23 protein-coding genes are annotated in these 22,839 nt (G+C 71.8%); 6 read left to right on the top strand and 17 right to left on the bottom strand.

The window, feature by feature from the left end; translation table 11 throughout:
• Positions 1 to 48: 48 nt before the first annotated feature.
• Together ACFYXK_RS16105 and ACFYXK_RS16100 are read right to left on the bottom strand one after the other, a co-directional pair.
• Positions 49 to 771: a helical backbone metal receptor gene (locus tag ACFYXK_RS16105; RefSeq protein ID WP_389411694.1), complete on the bottom strand. Its 723-nt coding sequence runs from the start codon at positions 769 to 771 to the stop codon at positions 49 to 51.
• Between the two features lie 5 nt (positions 772 to 776).
• Complete coding sequence (locus ACFYXK_RS16100) at positions 777 to 1,388, bottom strand: helix-turn-helix domain-containing protein (protein ID WP_389411693.1); 612 nt, start codon at positions 1,386 to 1,388, stop codon at positions 777 to 779.
• A 259-nt stretch (positions 1,389 to 1,647) separates the two neighbouring features.
• Here ACFYXK_RS16100 and ACFYXK_RS16095 point away from each other — a divergent pair, with 259 nt between their 5' ends.
• The 3 genes from ACFYXK_RS16095 to ACFYXK_RS16085 are packed head-to-tail and all read left to right on the top strand — an operon-like array spanning position 1,648 to position 5,035.
• Complete coding sequence (locus tag ACFYXK_RS16095) at positions 1,648 to 2,553, top strand: 5'-3' exonuclease H3TH domain-containing protein (protein WP_389411882.1); 906 nt, start codon at positions 1,648 to 1,650, stop codon at positions 2,551 to 2,553.
• Between the two features lie 49 nt (positions 2,554 to 2,602).
• Positions 2,603 to 3,436: a siderophore-interacting protein gene (locus ACFYXK_RS16090; protein ID WP_389411692.1), complete on the top strand. Its 834-nt coding sequence runs from the start codon at positions 2,603 to 2,605 to the stop codon at positions 3,434 to 3,436.
• Positions 3,437 to 3,484: 48 nt separating this feature from the next.
• Entirely contained in the window at positions 3,485 to 5,035 is a 1,551-nt protein-coding gene (locus tag ACFYXK_RS16085; protein ID WP_389411691.1) for a serine hydrolase, read from the top strand.
• Positions 5,036 to 5,116: 81 nt separating this feature from the next.
• Here the strand turns inward: ACFYXK_RS16085 and ACFYXK_RS16080 are convergent, their stop codons facing one another.
• Positions 5,117 to 5,527 carry a winged helix-turn-helix transcriptional regulator gene (locus tag ACFYXK_RS16080; protein WP_389411690.1) on the bottom strand — a complete coding sequence of 137 codons (411 nt, stop codon included), beginning with the start codon at positions 5,525 to 5,527 and terminating at the stop codon, positions 5,117 to 5,119.
• Between the two features lie 110 nt (positions 5,528 to 5,637).
• Between ACFYXK_RS16080 and ACFYXK_RS16075 the strand changes: the two genes are divergently transcribed.
• Together ACFYXK_RS16075 and ACFYXK_RS16070 are read left to right on the top strand one after the other, a co-directional pair.
• Complete coding sequence (locus ACFYXK_RS16075) at positions 5,638 to 6,495, top strand: alpha/beta fold hydrolase (protein ID WP_389411689.1); 858 nt, start codon at positions 5,638 to 5,640, stop codon at positions 6,493 to 6,495.
• A 162-nt stretch (positions 6,496 to 6,657) separates the two neighbouring features.
• Entirely contained in the window at positions 6,658 to 7,617 is a 960-nt protein-coding gene (locus tag ACFYXK_RS16070; protein WP_389411688.1) for an RluA family pseudouridine synthase, read from the top strand.
• On the opposite strand, the gene ACFYXK_RS16065 is transcribed toward ACFYXK_RS16070, so the two are convergent.
• From ACFYXK_RS16065 to ACFYXK_RS16005, 13 genes are all read right to left on the bottom strand, one after another.
• Positions 7,614 to 8,279 carry a helix-turn-helix domain-containing protein gene (locus tag ACFYXK_RS16065; RefSeq protein ID WP_389411687.1) on the bottom strand — a complete coding sequence of 222 codons (666 nt, stop codon included), beginning with the start codon at positions 8,277 to 8,279 and terminating at the stop codon, positions 7,614 to 7,616. The genes ACFYXK_RS16070 and ACFYXK_RS16065 overlap by 4 nt on opposite strands.
• 90 nt (positions 8,280 to 8,369) lie before the next feature.
• A complete protein-coding gene (locus ACFYXK_RS16060; RefSeq protein ID WP_389411686.1) occupies positions 8,370 to 11,222 on the bottom strand; it encodes a DEAD/DEAH box helicase in 2,853 nt (950 codons plus the stop codon).
• A gap of 80 nt (positions 11,223 to 11,302) precedes the next feature.
• Positions 11,303 to 12,214, bottom strand: coding sequence for a diacylglycerol kinase (locus ACFYXK_RS16055; protein WP_389411685.1), 912 nt, complete (start codon positions 12,212 to 12,214; stop codon positions 11,303 to 11,305).
• A gap of 17 nt (positions 12,215 to 12,231) precedes the next feature.
• A complete protein-coding gene (gene tatC, locus ACFYXK_RS16050; protein WP_389411684.1) occupies positions 12,232 to 13,197 on the bottom strand; it encodes a twin-arginine translocase subunit TatC in 966 nt (321 codons plus the stop codon).
• Between the two features lie 73 nt (positions 13,198 to 13,270).
• Positions 13,271 to 13,567: a Sec-independent protein translocase subunit TatA gene (tatA, locus tag ACFYXK_RS16045; RefSeq protein ID WP_389411683.1), complete on the bottom strand. Its 297-nt coding sequence runs from the start codon at positions 13,565 to 13,567 to the stop codon at positions 13,271 to 13,273.
• Positions 13,568 to 13,781: 214 nt separating this feature from the next.
• Positions 13,782 to 13,982 carry a hypothetical protein gene (locus ACFYXK_RS16040; protein WP_383512175.1) on the bottom strand — a complete coding sequence of 67 codons (201 nt, stop codon included), beginning with the start codon at positions 13,980 to 13,982 and terminating at the stop codon, positions 13,782 to 13,784.
• A 26-nt stretch (positions 13,983 to 14,008) separates the two neighbouring features.
• Entirely contained in the window at positions 14,009 to 14,281 is a 273-nt protein-coding gene (locus tag ACFYXK_RS16035; RefSeq protein ID WP_389411682.1) for a hypothetical protein, read from the bottom strand.
• A 117-nt stretch (positions 14,282 to 14,398) separates the two neighbouring features.
• Positions 14,399 to 15,367, bottom strand: a complete 969-nt coding sequence (locus tag ACFYXK_RS16030) for a YafY family protein (RefSeq protein ID WP_030860247.1) — start codon at positions 15,365 to 15,367, stop codon at positions 14,399 to 14,401.
• 155 nt (positions 15,368 to 15,522) lie between these two features.
• Positions 15,523 to 16,479, bottom strand: a complete 957-nt coding sequence (locus ACFYXK_RS16025) for a helix-turn-helix transcriptional regulator (RefSeq protein ID WP_389411681.1) — start codon at positions 16,477 to 16,479, stop codon at positions 15,523 to 15,525.
• Positions 16,480 to 16,660: 181 nt separating this feature from the next.
• Complete coding sequence (locus ACFYXK_RS16020; protein WP_030294343.1) at positions 16,661 to 17,038, bottom strand: FKBP-type peptidyl-prolyl cis-trans isomerase; 378 nt, start codon at positions 17,036 to 17,038, stop codon at positions 16,661 to 16,663.
• 42 nt (positions 17,039 to 17,080) lie between these two features.
• The gene (locus tag ACFYXK_RS16015; RefSeq protein WP_389411680.1) at positions 17,081 to 18,019 is read right to left on the bottom strand and encodes an FKBP-type peptidyl-prolyl cis-trans isomerase; all 939 of its coding nucleotides are present in this window, start codon (positions 18,017 to 18,019) and stop codon (positions 17,081 to 17,083) included.
• Positions 18,020 to 18,122: 103 nt separating this feature from the next.
• A complete protein-coding gene (gene pafA, locus ACFYXK_RS16010) occupies positions 18,123 to 19,484 on the bottom strand; it encodes a Pup--protein ligase (protein ID WP_030294339.1) in 1,362 nt (453 codons plus the stop codon).
• 58 nt (positions 19,485 to 19,542) lie between these two features.
• Positions 19,543 to 20,829: an MFS transporter gene (locus ACFYXK_RS16005; protein ID WP_389411679.1), complete on the bottom strand. Its 1,287-nt coding sequence runs from the start codon at positions 20,827 to 20,829 to the stop codon at positions 19,543 to 19,545.
• A gap of 146 nt (positions 20,830 to 20,975) precedes the next feature.
• Between ACFYXK_RS16005 and ACFYXK_RS16000 the strand changes: the two genes are divergently transcribed.
• A complete protein-coding gene (locus ACFYXK_RS16000; protein ID WP_389411678.1) occupies positions 20,976 to 21,977 on the top strand; it encodes a LacI family DNA-binding transcriptional regulator in 1,002 nt (333 codons plus the stop codon).
• Between the two features lie 53 nt (positions 21,978 to 22,030).
• Here the strand turns inward: ACFYXK_RS16000 and prcA are convergent, their stop codons facing one another.
• The gene (gene prcA, locus ACFYXK_RS15995) at positions 22,031 to 22,795 is read right to left on the bottom strand and encodes a proteasome subunit alpha (RefSeq protein ID WP_389411677.1); all 765 of its coding nucleotides are present in this window, start codon (positions 22,793 to 22,795) and stop codon (positions 22,031 to 22,033) included.
• Positions 22,796 to 22,839: the final 44 nt, after the last annotated feature.

The following is a 22,839-nucleotide window of genomic DNA, read 5'->3' as shown; positions in this document are numbered from 1 at the left end:
GCGTGCCAGACCCCGCCGACCAGACGGGACTTTGACGACACCCCCCAGCTAGCGAGCCGCCCGCAGGGCCGCCGCCAAGAGCGCCGGGGCCTCGGCCAGCGAGGGGCCGTACCAGGTGAGGTGGCGGCCGCTGACCAGGGCGGACGGGCGGTCCGGGAAGGCTTCCGGACCGTCCTCGCGCGTGAAGCGGTACGGCTCGTCGGGGAGCACCACCAGATCGCAGTCGGCGGCGGCCAGCTCCGCCACCGGCACCCGCGGATACCGCTCGGCGTGGCCGGCGTAGATGTTGCGTACGCCGAGGCGCGCCAGCAGGTCGCCGGCGAAGGTGTCCCGGCCGAGCACCATCCAGGGCCGCCGCCACACGGGCACGAAGGCCCGGAGCGGGCCGGCCGGCTCCACGCGGGCCCATGCGGCCTCGGCCTCGTCCAGCCACTGCGGCGCCGCCAGCCCCAGGGCCCCCACCAGCACCCGGTGCAGCTCGGCCAGCGCCTGCGGCAGGTCCCGTACCTCGGTGACCAGCACCTGCACCCCGGCCGCGCGCAGCGCCGCCAGGTCCGGGGCCCGGTTCTCCTCCTCGTTGGCGATCACCAGGTCCGGGCGCAGCGCCGTGATCCGCTCCACGTCGGGGTTCTTCGTACCCCCGATGCGCACCGCGCCCCGCTCCCCGAGGTCCGCGGGGTGGGTGCACCAGTCGGTCACCCCGACGAGCAGCCCGGGAGCGCTCACCGCGACCGCCTCGGTCAGCGAGGGCACCAGCGAGACGACCCGCATCCGGCTCAGCGCCCGGGCGAGGGCGGCTCGGAGGTCGCGTGGATGTGCTCCCCGACCGCCACGACCAGCAGCCGGGTGTCCTCGGAGACGGCCCGCCAGCGGTGCCGTACGCCGCCGGAGAGGAACAGCGCGTCCCCGCTCTCCAGCCGGAACGCCCGCCCCTCGGCCTCCACCTGGCAGGCGCCCGAGACCACGTACATCAGCTCGTCGTTGCGGTGCTGGTACTCGCGTCCGGCGTCCTGGTCCCCGGTGAACTCCAGTGCGTGCAGCTGGTGGTGCCCGCGTACGAGGGGACGCACGCCCGGGACCGGTGTGAGCCCGGATTCGTCGCCGGCCCGTACGAGGTCGACCGTGCGCGCGGTGTCGGACGCGGCCAGCAGCTCCACGGCCGTGGTCTCCAGCGCGTCCGCGACCCGCTCGAGGGACCGCATGCTGGGCCGGGCCCGTTCGTTCTCTATCTGGCTCAGGAAGGGCACCGACAGTCCGCTGCGCGCCGATACGGCGGCGAGGGTGAGGTGCAGCGCCCGGCGCCGCTTGCGCACGGCCACTCCCACCCGGAGCGGTTCCTTGGCGTCCTTGTCCCGTTCCTTGTCGTCCGAGCCGTCCCTGTCGTCCATGGCGGGGCTGCCCTCCCCTTGTCTGGTCCGTCGGCGTACGTCGGCGTCCGTCTCACATCGGTGTGCTGTAAGCACCTTACGCAGCAACCGCCCCCGGTTTCGCGTGCAAGAGCCGACCAGGGTACGCCCCGGGTGAAACTCCCGTGCCATGTCCGATCGCTCTTGCGGCCACTTTCCGTGCCCCCGGGCGTAACCGTCCGCCGCGGGCGCACGTGAGGGGTGCGGCATCATCGTCACCGTGACGACGACTCGACGCCTGATGCTGCTGGACACCGCCTCCCTCTACTACCGCGCGTACTTCGGCGTGCCGGACTCCGTGAAGGCCCCGGACGGCACCCCCGTCAACGCGGTGCGCGGGCTGCTCGACTTCATCGGGCGCCTGGTCCAGGACCACCGCCCCGACGATCTCGTGGCGTGCATGGACGCCGACTGGCGCCCGCACTGGCGGGTGGAGCTGATCCCCTCCTACAAGGCCCACCGGGTCGCGCAGGAGACCGAGTCCGGACCGGACGTGGAGGAGACCCCGGACACCCTGGCCCCGCAGGTGCCGATCATCGAGGCGGCGCTGGACGCGTTCGGGATCGCCCGGGTGGGGGTCGCCGGGTACGAGGCCGACGACGTGATCGGCACGCTCACGGCGCGCGCCACCGGCCCGGTGGACATCGTCACCGGCGACCGGGACCTCTACCAGCTGGTGGACGACGCCCGGCAGCGGCGCGTGCTGTACCCGCTCAAGGGCGTCGGCACGCTGCAGGTGACGGACGAGGCCTGGCTGCGCGGGAAGTACGGGGTGGACGGAGCCGGGTACGCGGACCTGGCCCTGCTGCGCGGGGACCCGAGCGACGGGCTGCCCGGGGTGCCGGGGATCGGCGAGAAGACGGCGGCGAAGCTGCTGGACGCGTACGGCTCGCTGGCCGGGATCATCGCGGCGATCGACGACCCGAAGTCGAAGCTGACCCCCACCCAGCGCAGGCGGCTGGACGAATCCCGGCCTTACCTGGCGGTGGCCCCGAAGGTGGTCCAGGTGGCCTCGGACGTCCCCCTTCCCGCGTTCGACCCCGCCCTGCCGGCGGCGCCGGCGCAGCCGGAACTCGTCGACGCGCTGGCGCGCCGGTGGGGTCTTGGCGGAGCGGTGTCGCGTCTCGGCAGCGCGCTCCACCCTTGAGGTGCTAACTTAGGTAATCCTAAGTTTCAGGGGAGCAAGGGGATACGCCGTGGCAGAAGGACGCGCCCGCAAGATCGGCACTGCTGTCGTCGTGCGCACAGAGCGGCTGACGCCGCACATGGTGCGCGTGGTGCTGGGTGGTGCCGGACTGGTCCGGTTCAGCGCGGGCGAGTTCACCGACCATTACATCAAGGTGCTGTTCGCGCCCGAGGGCGTCACCTACCCCTCGCCGTGGGACCTGGACCGGATCCGCGCGGAGTACGCGCGTGAGGCGTGGCCGCGCCAGCGTGCGTACACGGTCCGGTCCTGGGACCCGGCGCATCTGGAGCTGACGCTCGACTTCGTCGTCCACGGCGACGAGGGCCTGGCCGGCCCCTGGGCCGCGCGCGCCCAACCGGGCGAACTGGTCCGCTTCCTCGGCCCGGGCGGCGCCTACACCCCCGACCCGGCGGCCGACTGGCACCTGCTGGTGGGCGACGAGAGCGCGCTGCCGGCGATCGGGGCCGCGATGGAGCGGATGCCGGCGGGTGCCCGGGTGCGCGCCTTCGTGGAGGTCGAGAGCCCGGAGGACGAGCAGAAGATCGCCACCCCCGACGGCATCGTCCCGGTCTGGCTGCACCGCGGCACCCGCCCGGTCGGCGAGAGGCTGGTCGAGGCGGTCAGGGCCCTCGAGTTCCCCTCCCGCGACGTCCACGCCTTCGTCCACGGCGAAGCCGGCTTCGTGAAGGACCTGCGCCGCCACCTCCGCCTGGAGCGGGGCATCCCGAAGGAACGCCTGTCGATCTCCGGCTACTGGCGGCTCGGCGAGACGGACGAGGGCTGGCGCGCGATCAAGGGCGACTGGAACGCCCGGGTCCTGGCCGAACAGGAATCCGCGGCCTGACGGAACGCCTGAAGGGCGGGGTCGCCCGTTCGGCGGGACAATGACGCCATGCGTACGCTCCGCATGCTCGGCGCAGCAGGAGCCGCCGTCGCGTTCACCGCGACCGGCGTGGCAGGCGCTGCCGCCGCCCCCAGCCCGCCCCCCGCGCCGAAGCCCCAGATCACGGATGCGGAAGTGGACACCGCGCTGGCGCGGCTCACCGGGTTCGTCACCGACGCCATGCGCAGCACCGGCGTCCCCGGAGTGTCCGTCGCCGTCGTCCACGACGACAAGGTCGTCTACCTCAAGGGCTTCGGCGTCCGCCGCACCGGCGAGAGCGGCAAGGTCGGCCCCGACACCGTGTTCCAGATCGCGTCGCTCTCCAAGCCGATCTCGTCCACCGTCGTGGCCGGCACCCTGAAGGACCCCGCCGAATGGGAGCACCGCACCGAGCTCCCCGGATTCGCCCTCAAGGACCCCTGGGTCACCGACCACGTCACCACCGCCGACCTGTTCTCCCACCGCAGCGGCCTGCCCGACCACGCCGGCGACCTCCTCGAAGACCTCGGCTACGACCAGTCGTACATCCTGGACCACCTCCGCCTGGAGCCCCTGGCCCCCTTCCGCGTGAGCTACGCCTACACCAACTTCGGCCTCACCGCGGCCGCGGAGGCCGTCGCCCGCCGGCACGGCACGAGCTGGCAGAAGCTCGCCGACGACACCCTCTTCAAGCCCGCCGGCATGACCCGCACCAGCACCGAGTTCTCGGCCTTCGCCAACGCCCCCGACCATGCCGCCACCCACGTCAAGAACCCCGACGGCACCTGGTCGCCCCGCTACGTACGCGACCCGGACGCCCAGGCCCCGGCCGGCGGGGTCAGTTCCACCGCCACCGACATGGCCCGCTGGCTGCGGCTCCAGCTGGCCGGCGGCACCCTCGACGGGAAGCGGATCGTCCCCGCCGACACCCTCGCGACCACGCACCTGCCGCAGATCCTGTCGCAGGCGCCGACCCCGCCCCTGAACCACACCGGCTTCTACGGGCTCGGCTGGAACGTCTCGTACGACGAAGCCGGCCGGCTGCGCCTCAGCCACACCGGGGCCTTCGAGCTGGGCGCCAACACCAACGTCACCATGCTCCCCCTGGAGCAGCTGGGCATCGTCGTCCTGACCAACGGCGCCCCGGTCGGCGTCGCCGACGCCATCGCCCAGGACTTCTTCGACACCGCCGAGCACGGCAAGCCGACCACCGAGTGGCTCCCCCTCTTCGCCGAGCTGTACGCCCAGGCGCTCGACACCGGCCGCTCCACCACCGACTACGCGCACCCGCCCGCGGGCGCGAAGCCGGCCCGCGCCGACAGCGCGTACACCGGGACCTACGACAACCCGTACTACGGCAAGCTGACCGTGACGGCGAACAGCAGCGGCAACGGCGGACTCACCCTCTCCCTCGGCCCGAAGCCGATGCGCTTCCCGCTCACCCACTACGACGGCGACACCTTCAGCTACGTGACCGCCGGCGAGAACGCGGTCGGCCGCACCGGGGTGGTCTTCAAGGACGGCACGGTCCGCATCGAGTACCTGGACGCCACCCACCTGGGCACCTTCACCAAGCAGTAGCCGCTCTCGGCGCGCTTCGGGCGGCGATACCGGCTGCATGGAGTACCCCAGCCACCGGTACTGAGCGCGGAATCGGCCCGTCTATCCCTCATCGGCCTCTTGGGCGGCGGCTTCGTTGGCGCGGTCGATCTCGGCCATGTGCTCCTCCGCCCAGGTCCGCAGCCCCGCAAGCGCGGCTTCCAGGGACAGCCCGAGTCCGGTGAGCCGGTAGAAGACCCGCGGCGGCACGGTGGGTTCGACCCTGCGCGCCACCAGCCCGTCGCGGGTCAGGCTTCGCAGCGTCACGGACAGCATCTTCTGCGACACGCCGGGCATCCGGCGTCTCAGCTCCGCGAAGCGCACCTCGTCCGGTGCGGCATCGGCGAGCGTCTTGACGGCCATGGACGTCCACTTCGTACCGATGCGGTCCAGCAACTGCCGCGTCGGGCAATGGGGATCGAACAGATCGCCGCGTACCCCGTGACCGGGGGCCCGGGCTCCTCGGGTGGTCACCCGTGGCTCACCACCTTCCCTGAAAGTGCCGTCTAGGAAGCGGTCGGACAGTTACCTATCGTTCTGTGGTCACCAATGGTAACCACCAGGGAGGAGCCGTCAGAGCCGTCATGCCCGTCACCACCGCACACCACCTGCGCCGCATCGCGACGAACGGCGTCCAACTCAATGTCGCAATCGCCGGGGAGGGACCTGCGGTTCTCCTGCTGCACGGCTTCCCGCACACCTGGCAACTCTGGAGCGGCATCATGGGCCGACTGGCCGGGCAGTACCGGGTCATCGCCCCGGACCTTCGAGGCTTCGGTGCCAGTGCACGCGCCGTCGAGGGCTACGACGCAGGCACCCTCGCCGCCGACGCCGAAGGGCTGCTCGACGTACTCGGCGAGCCCTCGGCAGCGGTGGTCGGCATCGACGCGGGCACCGCCCCCGCCGTCCTGCTCGCGCTGCGCCGGCCCGGCCTCGTCCGGCGCCTGGTCGTGATGGAGGCACTGCTCGGCCGCCTGCCCGGAGCAGAGCACGTCGTCGCGGGCGGCGCCCCGTGGTGGTTCGGCTTCCACGCCGTCCCCGGCCTCGCCGAGACCGTCCTGGCCGGCAACGAGGCCCCGTACATCGACTGGTTCCTCGACTCGGGGACGCACGGGCGAGGAGTACCCGACGACATCCGTGCCGCCTTCGTCCACGCGTACACCGGGAGCGAGGCCCTGCGCTGCGCGTTCTCCTGTTACCGGGCCCTGCCCACCAGCGCGCAGCAGATCCAGGACGCAGTCGCGACGGCTCGGCTGACCATGCCCACCATGGCCATCGGCTCTCACCCCGTCGGCCGCGGGCTCGAACGCCAACTCCGTCCCATCGCCGACGACCTGGTCGGATACCACCTTCAGGACTGCGGCCACATCATCCCCCTGGACCGCCCCGACGCGTTGTTCGCGCTCCTCGCTCCCTTCCTCTCCGCCGATCTGCCGAAGTGACCGAAGCGGGGCCGAAGGACCACGGTCGGCGGTTCCGGCGTTCGTCCCGGCGGTGAGTCGTCCAGGACCGCCGGATCAGGCTGCGCACGGTGGTGATCGCTCCGTCGACGGCGATCCGGTCGAGGACGAGCCCATCCGCGCGACCTCTTAGCCTGGTGACCGATGAGACGCAGAAGCCAGGCACCCCCCTCGCCCCTCCCCCAGATCGCCGGCATCGACCCGGTCCGGCTGCGGCTGCCCCCCGACCCCGACGGGCAGTGGCCCGACCTCGGCGGCTACCTCACCGCGCGCTACGCGGGCACCCGCGGCGCCGCATCCATCGCGCACCTGCTGCGCACCGGGCGGGTGTTCGGCCCCGGCGGGCGGGTCCTGCGGCCGCAGGACCCGTACGAGCCGGGCGCCTACGTCTGGTTCCACCGGGACATGGAGCCGGAGCCGCTCGTGCCGTTCCCGATCCGGGTCGTCCACCGGGACGCGCACCTCCTGGTGGTGGACAAGCCGCACTTCCTGGCGACCACCCCGCGCGGCAGCCACATCACGCAGACCGCACTGGCCCGGCTCCGCGCTGAGCTCGAGCTGCCCGAGCTCAGCCCGGCCCACCGGCTGGACCGGCTGACCGCCGGACTGGTGATGTTCAGCATCCGCCCCGAGGACCGCGGCGCGTACCAGCTGCTGTTCCAGGAGCGTCAGGTGCACAAGGAGTACGAGGCCCTCGCCCGCCACGATCCGGCAGTCGTCCTGCCCCGCACCGTCCGCAGCCACATCGAGAAGATCCGCGGGGTCATGGCCGCGGCCGAGATCCCGGGCGCCGAACCGAACGCCGAGAGCCTGGTCGAACTCCTCGGCGTCCGGGGGGAACTGGGCCGCTACCGGCTGACCCCGCACACCGGGCGCACCCACCAGCTGCGGGTGCACATGAACAGCCTGGGCCTTCCGATCCTCGGCGATCCGGTGTACCCGCAGGTCACCGACCCTGCCCCGGACGACTACCGCAGGCCCCTGCAACTCCTGGCCCGCTCGGTGTCGTTCACCGATCCGGTGACCGGCACCCCGCGCCGCTTCGAGAGCGCCCTGTCCCTGCGGGCCTGGGACGACCTCGCGGCCTGGGAAACCGGAACCTAGGGCGGGCCGTCGGCTCCCGAGACCCCCGCCACCCGCAGCGCCGCGTCGGCGGCCGCCTCCGCGAGGGCGGCCACCGGCCGGCCCGGATCGCCGCGGCGGATCAGCACGGCCCCCTCGATGAGTCCGAAGACCAGATCGCCCCGCAGCGCCAGCCGGGCCCGGTCCCGGGCCAGTTCGGCCCCGGCGGGCGTGGCGGCGAGCAACGCGCGGTAGGCGTCCTTGAGTTCGCCGCGCATCCGGCGGAACCGGGCGAAGCGCGATCCGGCCACCTCGGGCAGCAGATAGAGGGCGCCCAGGTCGTACGGTCCCCCGCACAGCAGCATCACGTCCGAACGGCACAGCTCCCACAGCCGCTGCGCGGCGGGCCGCCCGGCGTCGGCGAGCAGCCGGCGCGCGAGCACCAGCGAGGGCAGGGCCGTGGACTCCAGGAGCTCGGCGAGGAGCTCCTCCTTGCCGCGGAAGTAGTGGTACATCGTGGCCTGGCGCATTCCGGCCCGTTCGGCCACCGTCCTGGTGGTGGTGGCCGCGTACCCCTGGAGGGTGAACAGCTCGGCCGCCGCGCAGAGGAGTTCCTCGCGCGGCGGCCGGCCGCTCGCCGGCCGCAGCCCATCAGCACGCGGCCGGCCGACCCGTCTCGGCCCTTCGGCCGCTCCCCCGGTCATGGGGCGATCGTCGCACGGGGCACCCCCGAAGTGATCATGGCAAGAGATGAGATCCGGCCACGACCCCCTCGGAGGAAGCCCCAAAAGCGCCTAGCCGACCGAGCTGTAAGCCACTACACCCCGAAGCAGTGCGTCCACGGCCTTGCGGGCGTTGCGGGCCACCGTACTGCCGCCCTGCGAGGAGGGCGGAGCGGAGGACGCCGGAGCCGCGGCCGCGATCTGCCCCAGCACGTCGATGACCTGCTTGCACCAGCGCACGAAGTCGCCGGCCGGCATCTCCGCCTCGCGCAGCACCTCGTCCAGGCTCTTGTCGGAGGCCCACTGGTACGCCGCCCACGCGAAGCCCAGGTCCGGCTCGCGCTGGCCCACGCCCTCCGCCTGGTTGATGCGGTGCTCCTCCTCCAGCGCGTCGAGCCGGCCCCAGATCCGGACCATCTCGCCGAGCGCCGCCTTCGCCGCCCCGCCCGGCACCTTCGGCGCCACCGCGTCGTCGGACTGCCGCGCCTCGAACACCAACGCCGAGACGCAGGCGGCCAGTTCCGCCGGGGTCAGGCCTTCCCAGACCCCGGCGCGCAGGCACTCGGAGGCCAGCAGGTCGAGCTCCCCGTAGAGCCGGGCGAGCCGCTTGCCGTGCACGGTGACCTCGTCCTCGCGCAGGTAGTCCAGCTCGGTGAGCAGCGCGTGGATCCGGTCGAAGGTACGGGCGATCGTGTTCGTCCGGCCCTCGATACGGCGTTCCAGCTGCTGGGTGTCCCGCTTGAGCCGGTGGTAGCGCTCCGCCCAGCGGGCGTGGTCCTCGCGCTCGTCGCAGCCGTGGCAGGGGTGCGCCCGCAGCTCGGCGCGCAGCCGGGCGATCTCGCGGTCGTCGGCCGCGGCGGCCCGCCCGCGGCCCCGGCGCTCCGGGGCGATGTGCCCGGCCTTGGCCCGCAGTTGGGACGCCAGGTCCCGACGGGACTGCGGCGAGCGCGCGTTGAAGGTCTTGGGGATCCGCATCCGCTCGATCGCCTCGACCGGGACCGGGAAGTCGATCGCGGCGAGCCGCTTGACCTGCCGCTCCGCGGTGAGCACCAGCGGGCGCGGGCCCTCCGCGTACTCGTACCCGCGGTGCCCGTTGACCCGCCCGGCCGGCACGCCCGGGTCCAGGACCAGCGCGAGCCCGGCGAACTTGCCGGTCGGCACGTGGATGATGTCGCCCGGCTTGAGCTTCTCCAGCGAACTGGCCGCCTGCACCCGGCGCTGGGCCGCGCCCTGCTTGGCCAGGTCCGTCTCGCGGTCCTTGAGTTCGCGGCGCAGCTGCGCGTACTCCTCGAAGTTCCCGAGGTGGCAGGTCATGCCCTCCCGGTAGCCGTCCAGGCCCTCCTCGTTGCGCTGCACCTGCCGGGAGATCCCGACGACCGAGCGGTCGGCCTGGAACTGCGCGAAGGAGGTCTCCAGCAGCTCGCGCGAGCGGTGCCGCCCGAACTGGCTGACCAGGTTCACGGCCATGTTGTACGAGGGCTTGAAGCTGGAGCGCAGCGGATACGTACGGGTACCCGCGAGCCCGGCGAGCCCCGCCGGGTCCATGCCCCGCTGCCAGAGCACCACGGCGTGGCCCTCGACGTCGATGCCGCGGCGCCCGGCCCGGCCGGTGAGCTGCGTGTACTCGCCGGGGGTGATGTCGGCGTGCTGCTCGCCGTTCCACTTGACCAGCTTCTCCAGGATCACCGTGCGCGCGGGCATGTTGATGCCCAGCGCGAGGGTCTCGGTGGCGAAGACGGCCTTGACCAGGCCGCGGACGAACAGCTCCTCCACGACCTCCTTGAAGGTGGGCAGCATGCCGGCGTGGTGCGCGGCGATGCCCCGCTCCAGGCCTTCCAGCCACTCGTAGTACCCCAGGACGTGCAGGTCCTCGGCGGGGATGGAGGCGGTCCGCTCCTCGACGATCTCGCGCACCTTCAGGCGGGCGGAGTCGTCGTTGAGCCGCAGGCCCGCGAACAGGCACTGCTGGACGGCCGCCTCGCAGCCGGCCCGGCTGAAGATGAAGTTGATCGCGGGCAGCAGCCCGTCGCCGTCGAGGCGGGCGATGACCTCGGGGCGGCTCGGGGTCCAGATCCGGCCGCGGGAGCGCCGCTCGCGCTCGCGGTCGGCCTCGCGGACCATCTTGCCGCGCCGCCGGTCCTTCGGGCTGTACGTGCGGGTGTTCTCCTCGCGCGCCATGCGCAGCAGGTCGGGGTTGACCTCGCGGCGCGCGGAGCCGCGGCCTCCGTGGTCGGACTCCTCCTCGAAGAGGTCGTAGATCCGCCGGCCTGCCATGACGTGCTGCCACAGCGGGACGGGCCGCTCCTCGGAGACGATCACCTCGGTGTCGCCGCGGACGGTGTCGAGCCAGTCGCCGAACTCCTCGGCGTTGGACACGGTGGCCGACAGGGACACCAGCGTCACCGACTCGGGGAGGTGGATGATCACTTCCTCCCAGACGGCTCCGCGGAACCGGTCGGAGAGGTAGTGCACCTCGTCCATCACGACGTACCCGAGGCCGAGCAGCGACTGCGAGCCCGCGTAGAGCATGTTGCGGAGCACCTCGGTGGTCATCACGACCACGGGCGCCTCGGAGTTGACGCTGTTGTCGCCGGTCAGCAGGCCCACCTTGTCGGCGCCGTAGCGCCTGACGAGGTCGGCGTACTTCTGGTTCGACAGGGCCTTGATGGGCGTCGTGTAGAAGCACTTGCGGCCCTGCTGCAGCGCCAGGTGCACGGCGAACTCGCCGACGATGGTCTTGCCCGAGCCGGTCGGGGCGGCGACCAGCACGCCCTTGCCGGCCTCCAGTGCCTTGCAGGCGTCGACCTGGTACGGATCCAGGTCGAATTCGTACATCTCGCGGAAGGGGGCCAGGGCGGAGGCCTCTTCGGCGGCGCGGATCCGGGCAGCGGCGTACCGCTCGGCGGGTGAGAGTTCTTCGGTCATCTTGTTCTCGAGCCTACCCGCCGCCCCTGACAACAGTCGCGATCATTTATACGGACCGCGCAGCCGCCGCTGCGACAGCGCTAGGACAGCAGCCGCAGGGCTCCCGGGACGCAGTCGGCGCTCACCGGAAGCGGCCCGAGCGGCTCGCCGTCCGCGTACGCGGTGATCCCGGCGGCCTCCAGCGTGATCTTCGCGGCCCGGTGGACGGTCACCTTCGGGTGGCTCAGGTGCCTCCCCTTGTAGACCTGCGGGAACACCTTCAGCAGGGTGCCCCGGCTGCAGTCGCCCACGACCACGACGTCGAAGAGCCCGTCGTCCGGAACGGCGTCCGCGCAGATCCGCATGCCGCCGCCGTACGAGGACCCGTTGCCGACGGCCACCAGCGTGGCCTCGGTCTCGATCGCCGGACCGTCGTCGAGGGTGATCCGGTACGGGAACGGCCGGAAGGCGGCCAGCTCGGCGAGCATCGCCAGGTCGTACTTGAACCGGCCCGCCGGCAGCCGCATGCGGTTGCCGCGGTCGTTGACCCGCGAGTCGAAGCCGGAGCACAGCACGGTCCCGTACCAGGTCCCGTCCTCGGCCCCGGCGCCGGCCCGGGACACCCGCCCGAGGTCGATCTCGCGGATCCGGCCCTCCTTGAGGGCCTCGGCGGCCAGCCGCCCCGCCTGCGCGGGCTCCCCTACGGGCAGCCCCATGGCCCGGGCGAAGTCGTTCCCGGTGCCCACGGCGACCACCCCGAGCGGCACCAGCGTCCCGGCCAGGGCCTGCAGGGCCAGCGAGACCACGCCGTCGCCGCCGACGGCGATCACCGCCCCGGTGCCCTCGCGCACGGCGGTGCGCAGCCGGGCCAGGGCGTCCCCGGCATCGGCGCCCAGGACCGTCCGTACGGAGAAGCCGGCGGCCCGGAGCGCGGAAGCGGCCGGCTGCGCGGCATGCGCGCCCCGGCCGCGTCCCGCGGTGGGATTGACGAGGAGGGTGATCTCAGCGCTCACGCACCGGAATGTACCTGTCAGGTCGCGTCGTCGTAACCGTTGATCTGCCTGCGGCCGCCGTCGGCCTGCTCGGGCAGGGCGGTCGGGGCCTGTACGGGCTCCAGCTCACCGATCGGCGCGGGCGTGAGGTCCAGCTCGGAGGCCTCGTCGTCGTCGAGCAGCGCGTCGGGGTTGCCCCGGCGCCGCCTGCGGTCGTTGACCAGGCAGATCCCGAGGGCGATGAAGTAGAGGGCGACGATCGGCGCGGCCAGCGACAGCATGGTCAGCGGGTCGCCGGTGGGCGTGGCGAACGCGGCGAAGATCGTGATGCCCAGCACCATGGCCCGCCACCAGCTCGCCAGCCGCTTCGCGGTGAGGACCCCGGTGAAGTTGAGGAGGATCAGCAGCAGCGGCAGCTCGAACGCGAGGCCGAAGACGACGACCATGCGCGTCACCAGGTCGAGGTAGTCGTCGACCGGGAGCAGGTTGCGTGCGTTGTCGGGGGTGAATTCGAGGAGGATCTTCGCGGTCTGCGGCAGGAGCTTGTACGCGAGTACCGCACCGACGCCGAACAGCGGAGCGCCGACGGCGACGAAGGCCGTCGCGTAGCGCTTCTCGTGCCGGTGCAGGCCGGGGGCGACGAAGGCCCAGAGCTGGTAGAGCCACACCGGCGCCGACAGCACCACGCCGGCGGTGAGCGAGACCTTGAGGGCGATCGAGAACGGGGCGATGAGGCCGTTCACGGTCATGTCGGCGCAGGGGTGGCCGTTGCGCTGCGAGACCACCCCGTTGGTGCAGCCCACGGAGTCCAGCATCGGCTTCAGCATGAAGTCGATGAGGTTCTTGTAGTAGAAGGCCGCCACGACGGTGATCACGAGGATCGCCAGGACCGACTTCAGCAGGCGGTTTCTCAGCTCACGCAGGTGCTCGACAAGAGGCATCCGCCCTTCGGCGTCCTTCTCCTGCTTGTCTTGCTTCTCCTGCTTGCGGGCAGACTTGAGCAACCCACGTCCCTTGTCTCGTTGCAGATGACCGGCGTGATCAGGGCCGCGGGCCGGCAGCCCGGCGGCCGGGCGATCAGCCCTGGGTGGTGTGGTTCGGCTCGTTGACGGGACGCGAGCCGGTCACGTCGCCGGGGGCGGCCTTGATGGTGCGCGGTGCGGCGGCCTGCTGCGGGGCCTGGTCGGCGACCGTCGCGGCGGTGGCGTTGTCGTCCGCCGCGCTCTCCGCCTTCATGGCCTTGGCCTCGCTCTTGAGGATGCGGGCCGACTTGCCGAGGGAGCGCGCCATGTCGGGGAGCTTCTTGGCACCGAACAGCAGGAAGATCACGGCGATGATCAGGAGGATCTCAAGAGGCTTCAGATTGCCGATCATGTCTGACTTCCTTCTCACCGAAACGGCTGGTTGTGGTGTCGCGGTCACGGATCGTGATCCGTGACCGCTCAGGCAAGGATCGTAACCCCCGGGGGTTAACGCCCGGCAATCCCCCGGGGTATCCCGCCTTGCGTGCGGCTGGGACCGACGGTACGGGTCCCGACCCGCACTTTCCAGAGACCTGCGGGCCACGATCCTGCGGTTTGTCCCGGTTCTACGGCCGGGTGGCGCCGCCCGCACGGGCCAGATCGCTCGCCGCGCGCTCCAGGTCCCCCGAGGCGTCCGCGATCCGCCGGCTGGCCAGCTCGACCTGGCCGGACAGCCGCCGCACCTCCACGAAGACGCGCACCGCGAGGACGGCGAGGACGGCGAGCCCGAGGAAACCCAGGGCGATTGCGAGCATCGGCCACAGCATGGGTCGAGCCTAGGCCACCGGCCGCCTCAGATGCTGCGCAGGGTGCTCACGCCGCCGCCGGTCAGCAGTTCCACGATGCGCTCGCCCGCCGGTTTTCTCACGGAGGCCCCGCACTCGGGACAGGTGAAGGAGTAGAACGTGGTCCGCCGGCTGCCCCCGATCACCAGCCGCAGGGACCCCGCGTCCAGCTCGAAGCGGGCGCGGCAGTCGGAACAGGCCGCCTTGAAGGAGACCGGTCCGACCGCGGCCGACCGCCCCGGCGATCCTGCGGCGGCTTGCACACCCCGTGGCCCAGACATTGGCGACATCGCTCGGCGCTCCCCTCAGCCCACTCGTTCCGTACGGCACGGCCCCCGTGCGGCACGGCTTCCCACGGCACGGCCCCGTCCCGCACGGGCCCGCCGCCTCCCCTTCGGTCAGCCCTGTTCCCCGTACCCGGCGAGGGCCTCCCGGGCCGCCTGCCGCGCACTGTCCGCCAGCTCCGCGGGCGCCACGATCCGCCCCTCGCGGCCCAGCCGCAGCGCCAGGCGGCGCAGCGAGGCCGGGTCCGGGCTGCGCAGCGTGATCCGCAGGCCGCCGTCGGACAGCTCCTCGGCACTGTCGTGCGGGTAGTACTCGGCGACCCAGCGGCCGCCCGGCCCGACCTCGACGACGACCTCCGGGTCCTCGGCGGCCGGCTGGACGAGCCCTTCGGACAGGTCGCGCGGCTCGATGGCGGGCGGCTCGGCCCGCTCGTCCAGCAGCCGGATCTCGGCGACCCGGTCGAGGCGGAAGGTGCGCCGGGCCTCGGAGAGGTGGCACCAGCCCTCCATGTAGGTGTGGCCCACCGCGAAGAGCCGGATCGGGTCGACCTTGCGCTCGGTCAGCTCGTCCCGCGCCGGCGAGTAGTAGCGCAGCCACAGCCGGCGGCGCTCCGCGATGGCCCGGTCGACGTCCGCGAAGACCCCGCCCTCCGCCTCGAAGGTCACCGACAGCCGGGAGCTGGCCCCGGCCGCCTCGCCCGCGGCCGCCTCCAGCTTCGCGGTGGCCCGCAGCAGCGCGTCCCGGTCGCTCTCGCGCAGCCCCGGCAGCGTGGCCACGGCGCGGGCGGCGACCAGCAGCGCGGTCGCCTCGTCGGCGGCCAGGCGCAGCGGCTCGGCGGTGGACTCCCCCGACGCATCGGGGTTGCGCCACCAGATGCGCTCCCCGTCGGTGTCGATGTCGAGCAGGTCCCCGCCGCGGAAGCTGGTCCCGCACATGGGCAGCACGTCGAGGTCCGAGATGAGCTCGTCCTCGGTGATCCCGAAGGCGCGGGCGACGTCGGCGACGTGCGCCCCGGGGCGCTCGCGCAGGTACGTCACCAGGGACAGCATCCGGCGGGTCTGGTCGATGGCGTTGGCAGCCATGCTGGTACGTCTCCCCCTCAGGGCACGTCTTGCGAACGGTGCGGTGGTGCGGTCTGTGCGGTGGGTGCGGATCGTGCGGCGGCCGGGGTGGCCGCGGCCCGTCGGATCCGGCGCGCCCGGTCCGGTCCGTCCGGTCCGGGCGTGCCGGGTCGGTCTCAGCCCTTGGCCACGGCGCGCAGCCGGTCCACGACGTCCGCCCGCAGGTCGGCGGGCTCCACGACCACCACGTCCGGTCCGAACTCGACCAGCCAGGCGTCCAGCCCGTGCCCGTACGGGATCTCCAGCTCGTCCCAGCCGTCCCCGCGCTCGCGCACGGCGGTGGCCTTGGCCCGCAGCGGGTACCCCGCGCCGGCCCGCAGCCGGATCAGCGCGGAGCGGTCCGCGCTCTCCCCGGCCCAGCCGGCCACCGTCTCCCGTACGGTGACCACGTCCGGGACCTCGGCGGTGTACTTGGCCGCCCGGGACTTGACCTTGCCGGTGATGCGGGAGAGCCGGAACACCCGCTCCGCCCCGCGGTCGCGGTCGTAGCCGGCCAGGTACCAGTGGCCGCGCCAGCACTCCAGCGCCCACGGCTCGACCTGGCGGCTCTCGGGGCGCGCGGCGGTGGACTTGCGGTAGTCGAAGACCACCGGACGGCGGTCGCGGCAGGCCAGCATCAGCGGTTCGAAGGCCGCCTCGTGGACCGGGATGCGCGGCTCGATGGCACTGTGCTGGCCCTCGTACGGGTCGCCGGCCTCCGGCATCCCGCCCGCGCGCAGCTTCTGCAGGGCTCCGCTGGCGGCTCCGGCGAGGCGGGCCTGCTGCCAGACCTTGGCCGCGAGCCCGAGGGCGGCGGCCTCCTCGGCGTCCAGGGAGACGGGCGGCAGCCGGTTGCTGTCGCGGCGGGCGAGGTAGCCGGTCTCGCCCTCCAGGTTCTCCACCGTCTCGATGACCAGGCCGAGTTCACGCAGATCGTCCTTGTCCCGCTCGAACATGCGGTTGAAGGACTCGTCGTTGCCGGCCTCCATGTACGCCTCGATGGAACCGCGCAGCTCCCGCTTGCTCAGCGGCCGACGGGTCCCCAGCAGACACAGCGCCAGATTCATCAGCCGCTCGGCCTTGGCAATCGCCATCGACGCCCTTCCGCCCTTCTCCGCTTACAAGTTGCCCGACACGCAGGACGTGCACGACACGCCCGACACGTACGACGCACACGTCCGTGACCGTTGACCGTACCGCCCCGGCGGGCCCCGGCAAAAGCGAGGGCCCCCGCCTCACGGCGGGGGCCCCTTTCACCGATCACGGCGTGCCGGATCAGACACCCATCAGGTCGCAGACGAAGATCAGCGTCTCGCCCGGCTTGATGGCCGGGGTCGGGCTCTGGTCGCCGTACGCGAGGTGGGCGGGGATCGTCAGCTTGCGACGGCCGCCGACCTTCATGCCCTGGACGCCCTTGTCCCAGCCCGCGATGACCTGGCCGATGCCCAGGATGAACTGGAGCGGCGCGCCGCGGTTCCAGGACGCGTCGAACTCCTCACCGGTGGAGAAGGCCACGCCCACGTAGTGGACGGAGACCTTGTTGCCGGCCGTGGCCTCGGCGCCGTCGCCCTCCCAGATGTCCTCGATGACGAGGTCGGCCGGGACCGGGCCCTCGGGGAAGTCGATCTCGGGCTTCTCGAGCTGGTTGCTCACGGAACTGCTCCTCTAAAACGAATCAGGTCAACTGGGACAGTCTTACATCACGGCGAGGATGTCGAGGCTGAAGACCAGCGTCGAGTTCGCCGGGATGGTCCCCTGCTCCTTGTCGCCGAACGCCTGGTCCGGCGGGATGACCAGCAGGATGCGGCTGCCGACCTTCTTTCCGAGCAGGCCGTCCTTGAGGCCCTTGACCGAGAGCTGGTCCATCGGCCACGTCACCGTCTGGTCGGTGGCGTACGTGCTTTCGAAGGTCTTGTCGTCCTTCCACGTCTTGCCGTTGAACTTGACGACGACGCTGTCGGTGTCCTTGACGGCCGGGCCGTCACCCTCCAGCACGTAGTTCGAGACCAGCTTGGCCGGCGGGGCGGTGTCCTTCGGAACGGTCACGGAGACTTCCTTGCCGTCCGTGTTCGTGCCGATCTTCGGCAGGGCCTTGTCCTCCTGCGGGATCTCCTTGCCCGTGGCCGAGGCCGGGACCGAGGTGCCCTTCACGATGTCCACGACGAAGACCAGCGTGGCGTTCGGCTTGATCTTGTCGCCGGAGCCCTTCTCGCCGTAACCGAGGTCCGGCGGGATCACCAGCTCGAGGCGGCTGCCGACCTTCTTGCCCTCGAGGCCCTGGTCCCAGCCCTTGATGACCATGCCCGCACCGATGGTCACCTCGAACGGCTTGCCCTTGCCGAAGCTCTGGTCGAACGGCTCCTTGCCGTCCCAAACCTGGCCGAGGTAGTTGACCTGGGCGACGTCGCCCTTCTTCAGCGCCGGGCCGGTGCCCTCGCTGACGGTCACCACCTTCAGTTCCTTCGGCGGGTCGCCCTTGCCCTTGGACAGGGTCGGGGTCTCACCGAACTTGGCACCCTTGGTGATCGCGGGCGCCCCGTTCTTCATCTCGGCGGAGTCGGAGCCGCTGTCGCCACAGGCTGCTGTCGAAAGCAGCAGAAGGGGTACGACAAGCAGGCCGGCAAGTCGGCGCACAGGTTCCTCAGATCTCAGACGGCTGGCGGTCGTCGCCACTCTAAGGCGTGCAGAGGGCCCCGTACGAGATCCGTACGAGGCCCTGGCCAAGATCAGCGCGATGTCACATCCCGGCGATCAGCTTCTCCACCCGGTCGTCCACCGACCGGAACGGGTCCTTGCACAGCACGGTCCGCTGCGCCTGGTCGTTGAGCTTCAGGTGCACCCAGTCCACCGTGAAGTCCCGCCGCTGCTCCTGCGCCCGGCGGATGAAATCGCCGCGCAGCCGCGCCCGCGTGGTCTGCGGGGGCACCGACTTGCCCTCGAAGATCTTCAGGTCGTTGCAGATCCGCGCCGCCTGCCCCTTGCGCTCCAGCAGGTAGTACAGCCCGCGACGGCGGTGGATGTCGTGGTACGCGAGGTCTATCTGAGCCACCCGCGGATTCGACATGGTCATGCCGTGCTTGGCCCGGTACCGCTCGATCAGCTGGTACTTCATGACCCAGTCGATCTCGGTCCCGATCCGGTCCAGGTCCTCCGCCTCGATCGCGTCGAGGGTACGGCCCCACAGCTCCAGCACCTGGTCCACCGTGCCGGTACGGATCCCCCGGCGCTCGGCGAAGTCCACGGCCTTGTCGTAGTACTCGCGCTGGATCTCCAGCGCCGAGGCCTCCCGGCCGCTCGCCAAGCGCACCTTGCGCTGACCCGTGATGTCGTGGCTGACCTCGCGGATCGCCCGGATCGGGTTCTCCAGGGTCAGGTCCCGCATCACCGTGCCCGCCTCGATCATGCGCAGCACCAGGTCGGTGGCCCCCACCTTGAGCAGCATGGTCGTCTCGGACATGTTCGAGTCCCCGACGATCACGTGCAGGCGGCGGTACCGCTCGGCGTCCGCATGCGGCTCGTCCCGCGTGTTGATGATCGGCCGGGACCGGGTCGTCGCGGAGCTGACGCCCTCCCAGATGTGCTCGGCCCGCTGGCTCACGCAGTAGACCGCGCCCCGGGGGGTCTGCAGCACCTTGCCCGCGCCGCAGATCAGCTGCCGCGTGACAAGGAACGGAATGAGGATGTCCGCCAGGCGGGAGAATTCTCCGTGCCGGGCCACGAGATAGTTCTCGTGACAGCCGTACGAGTTGCCGGCCGAGTCGGTGTTGTTCTTGAAGAGATAGACGTCGCCCGCGATTCCCTCCTCGTGCAGGCGGCGTTCGGCATCGACGAGCAGGCCTTCGAGAATGCGCTCGCCCGCCTTGTCGTGCGTGACCAGTTCGGTCACGTTGTCGCATTCGGGAGTTGCATATTCCGGATGCGAACCCACGTCGAGGTACAGGCGGGCGCCGTTCCGCAGGAAGACATTGCTGCTGCGGCCCCATGACACAACACGGCGGAAGAGGTAGCGCGCCACTTCGTCAGGAGACAGTCGGCGCTGTCCCCTGAACGTGCACGTGACGCCGTACTCGTTCTCCAGCCCGAAAATGCGGCGGTCCATGACTGAACATTACGCCTTCTGCACTGTTCTGAAACCGGGTTCGTGAACGCCGTTTCGATCAGTTCCCGACGAGCCGCTCCGCCGGACCCCCCGCCGGGCCCTGTGCCGCACCCCCGCCCGCACCCTCCGCCGACGCCGACACCGAGCCCGCCACCGTACGGGTCCGGCCCGGAGCAGCCATGACTCGCTGAGTGAGCGTCAGCACCAGCAGCGCCGACGCACCCGCGGCACAGGCCACGCCGAACCCGCTCGCCGAACCGCCCAGTTCCACCGCCGGCCCCGCCGCCGCCGTACCGATCGCCGCACCAACGCCGAAGAACGTCACCAGCCACGAGAACGCCTCCGTCACCGTCCCCACCGGAGCGTGACGGTCCACGACGATGAACGCACACGCCAGCGCCGGCGCCAGGAACACCCCCGCCAGCGCCGCCAGCGCCGTCATCGCCACCGGCCCCGGAACCAGTACCAGCGGCAGGTAGCACACCGCCAACAGCGCCACGATCACCCGCAGCCGCCGCTCCGGCGCACCCGCCCACTGCCGCGCCCCGTACAGCACCCCGCCGACCAGCGCACCCAGACCCAGCGCCGCCATCAGCCAGCCGTACACCGACTGGCCCCCGTGGTCATCGGCGTACGCCACACCCGCCACCGTGATCGAACCCAGCGCCATGCCCACGAAGAAGAAGGCACCCAGCAGCGCCCGCAGCCCCGTCGAGCGCAGCGCGCCCAGCCAGTGCGCCTCGCGCGGCTCCGAACGCCACCGCCGCGAGGGCTCGCTGAGCACCACGGACAGCGCCCCCAGGACACCGACCGCATGGATCACCAGCAGCGCCCCGGCCGGATCCCACAGCGAGACGCACAGCGTCACCAGCAGCGGCCCGACCGTGTACATGATCTCCTGCGCCACCGCGTCCATCGCGTACGCGGCGTGCACCCGCTCCTCCTTGCCGCCGAGCACCGAGGGCCACAGCGCCCGCAGCCCGCCCTCCAGCGGCGGCGCGAAGAACCCGCCGACGACCACGGCCCCGTACGCGGCCGCCGCCGACCCGGTGCCCGCGAACGCGAGCCACGCCATGCCCAGCGCCGAGAGCACCGCGGCCGGCAGCTGCACCCGCGGCTGCCCGAACAGGTCCACGGCCCGCCCGAGCAGCGGCTGACCCACCGCGTTCGCCACTCCGTAGACCGCGGCGAGCGCACCCGCGAGGCTGTAGCTGCCGCCCTCCGCGCGCGTGAACAGCACGATCGCGATCGCCGCGGTGGCGTTCGGCAGCCGGCCGACGAGCGTGCCCGCCAGCAGCCTCGCGGCATGCCGGGTCCTGAGCAGCTCCGCGTATCCCGCGGCCATGTCCGCCCCCTTCTGCCCGGAGTCCCGCCGGGAGTCAATCTAGTAATACGTATAACGTCGGACGTCATACGTACCATGGCCACACCACGGGGGTCCAACCCGACGACCACCCCACCCCCACCGACCTCGCACAACAGGAGCACGGTGTGACGAGACCCACCAGCCGGGACGTGGCCACCGCCGCCGGGGTCTCCCAGGCCACCGTCTCCCTCGTCCTCGGCGACAAATGGCGCGGCCGCGTCTCCGAACGCACCGCCGGCCTCGTCCGCGAAGCCGCCGCAGAACTCGGCTACCGCCCCAACCTCGCCGCCCGCAACCTCCGCCTCGGCTCCACCCGCACCGCCCTCCTCGTCGTCCCCGCCCTCACCAACGAGTTCTTCGCCCGCGTCTACACCGGCGCCGCCCGCATCGCCGCCGAACACGGCTTCGGCGTCGTCCTCTACCCCTCCCCCGACGGCACCGGCCCCGCACGCGACCCCTTCGCCTCCGCCCGCGCCGCCCTCGACGGAGTCATCGCCTCCTCCATGGCCGCCCACGCCCTCGACGCCATCGCCGACGCCGCACTCCCCCTCGTCATGCTCGACAGCGACCCCACCGCCGGCCGCGCCGCCGCCCACGTCAACCTCGCCATGGCCGACGGCATGCGCCAGACCACCGAACACCTCCTCGCACTCGGCCACCGCCGCTTCCTCCACCTCGCCTCCGCCGTCGACTCCTGGACCTTCGACATCCGCGCCGACGCCCTCGCCGCCCTGCTGGCCCCCCACGCCGAGCTGCGCACCGTACGGGCCCCCCTCACCGTCGCCGACGCCCGTACGGCCATGGAGAAGGCCCTCGCGGCCCCCCAGGGCAGGCCCACCGCCGTCGTCTGCGACGACGACATCCTCGCCGCCGGCACCTGCAAAGCCGCCCGCCGCCTCGGCCTGCGCATCCCCGACGACCTCTCCGTCACCGGCTTCGACGACCTCGCCCTCGCCACCGCCGTCGAACCCGAGCTCACCACCGTCCACCTGCCCGCCGAACGCGTCGGCGAACAGGGCATGGCCGCCCTCCTCGCCGTCCTCGAAGGCACCCCCTGGACCGCCCCCGACATCCCCGTCGACCTGATCGTCCGCGCCTCCACCGGCCCGGCCCCCGCCACCCCCTGAAACGCGAACGGCGCCCCCGGCCCAAAGGGCCGGGGGCGCCGCTGCACGCACGTCTACTCGGACTCGTCCTCAGGCGCCTCGTCGTTCGAGACCGCATCGGCCTGCGCCGCAGCCGGAACATCCGCCTCCAGCAACCGCGAAAGCTGCCGGCCCCGGATCCGCTTGAACTTCCGCTGCTGAGCCCGCGTCCGGTCCAGCACCGCAACCTCCAGCCGCTCCGCCCCAATCGCCTTGTCCGCACCGTTCGCCTGGCTGGACAAAGCCTGCACCGCCAGCTTCAGCGCCTCGGACAACGTCATCCCGTCCCGATGACGCTGATCCAGGTACGTGCTGATCTGCTCGGCGTTGCCACCGACCGCGACCGAACCGTGCTCGTCCACGATCGAACCGTCGTGCGGCAGCCGGTAGATCTGGTCGCCCGCGGCCGTCGCACCGACCTCGGCCACCACCAACTCCACCTCGTACGGCTTCTCACCGGCGGAGGAGAAGATCGTGCCCAGCGTCTGCGCGTAGACGTTGGCCAGCCCACGGGCCGTCACATCGTCACGGTCGTACGTGTACCCACGCAGATCCGCGTAGCGCACACCACCGATCCGCAGGTTCTCGTACTCGTTGTACTTGCCGGCGGCCGCGAAGCCGATCCGGTCGTAGATCTCGCTGAACTTGTGCAGCGCGCGGGACGGGTTCTCGCCGACGAACACGATGCCGTCGGCGTACTGAATCACGACAAGGCTGCGACCGCGGGCGATGCCCTTGCGGGCGTATTCCGCCCGGTCGGCCATGGCCTGCTGGGGTGAGACGTAGAACGGAGTCGACACCGGCTGTCCGTCCCTTTCTTCTGGGTCCTACAGGACGACGGATG

Origin of the sequence: Streptomyces sp. NPDC002209 (assembly GCF_042890265.1) — a bacterium.
Classification (GTDB): Bacteria; Actinomycetota; Actinomycetes; order Streptomycetales; family Streptomycetaceae; genus Streptomyces.
The sequence above is the reverse complement of the archived record's forward strand: the minus strand, read 5'-3'. Positions and strand labels throughout refer to the sequence as shown.